Genomic DNA, 1,003 nt, shown 5'->3' with positions numbered 1-1,003 from the left:
TCTTGGAGACCACGCCGGCACCAACGGTACGGCCGCCTTCGCGAATCGCGAAGCGCAGGCCATCTTCCATGGCGATCGGAGCGATCAGGGTAACACTCATCTTCACGTTGTCACCCGGCATTACCATCTCAACGCCTTCCGGCAGCTCGCAAGAGCCAGTCACGTCAGTGGTACGGAAGTAGAACTGCGGACGGTAGCCCTTGAAGAACGGAGTATGACGACCGCCTTCTTCCTTGCTCAGTACGTACACTTCGCACTCGAACTTGGTGTGCGGAGTGATGGAGCCCGGAACCGCCAGAACCTGACCACGCTCAACGTCGTCACGCTTGGTACCACGCAGCAGAACACCAACGTTCTCACCAGCACGGCCTTCGTCCAGCAGCTTGCGGAACATCTCAACACCGGTACAAGTGGTCTTGACGGTATCCTTGATACCAACAATCTCCACTTCGTCACCAACCTTGATGATGCCACGCTCAACACGACCGGTCACAACAGTACCACGACCGGAAATGGAGAACACGTCCTCAATCGGCATCAGGAACGGCTGATCAATCGCACGCTCCGGCTCAGGGATGTAGTCGTCCAGGGCTTCTACCAGCTTCTTCACAGCGGTAGTACCCATTTCGTTGTCATCCTTACCTTCCAGCGCCATCAGCGCAGAACCGGTAATGATCGGAGTGTCGTCACCCGGGAAGTCGTACTGGCTCAGCAGGTCGCGAACTTCCATCTCGACCAGTTCCAGCAGCTCTTCGTCGTCGACCATGTCGGCCTTGTTCAGGAACACAACGATGAACGGTACGCCAACCTGACGGGACAGCAGGATGTGCTCACGAGTCTGCGGCATGGGGCCGTCAGCTGCGGAACAAACCAGGATCGCGCCGTCCATCTGCGCCGCACCAGTGATCATGTTCTTCACATAGTCAGCGTGGCCCGGGCAGTCTACGTGGGCGTAGTGACGGGTCGGAGAATCGTACTCAACGTGGGAAGTCGCGATGGTGAT

General features: G+C 57.6%; 1 protein-coding gene. It reads right to left on the bottom strand.

Annotation, left to right across the window (positions count from 1 at the left end; translation table 11 throughout):
- Window positions 1-1,003, bottom strand: a 1,003-nt coding sequence (gene tuf, locus MSNKSG1_RS18575) for an elongation factor Tu (RefSeq protein ID WP_008940837.1), incomplete at both ends; no start/stop codon positions are given.

This window comes from Marinobacter santoriniensis NKSG1 (assembly GCF_000347775.1).
In the GTDB taxonomy this organism is placed as follows: domain Bacteria; phylum Pseudomonadota; class Gammaproteobacteria; order Pseudomonadales; family Oleiphilaceae; genus Marinobacter; species Marinobacter santoriniensis.
This window is presented reverse-complemented; position numbering and strand designations above follow the sequence as displayed.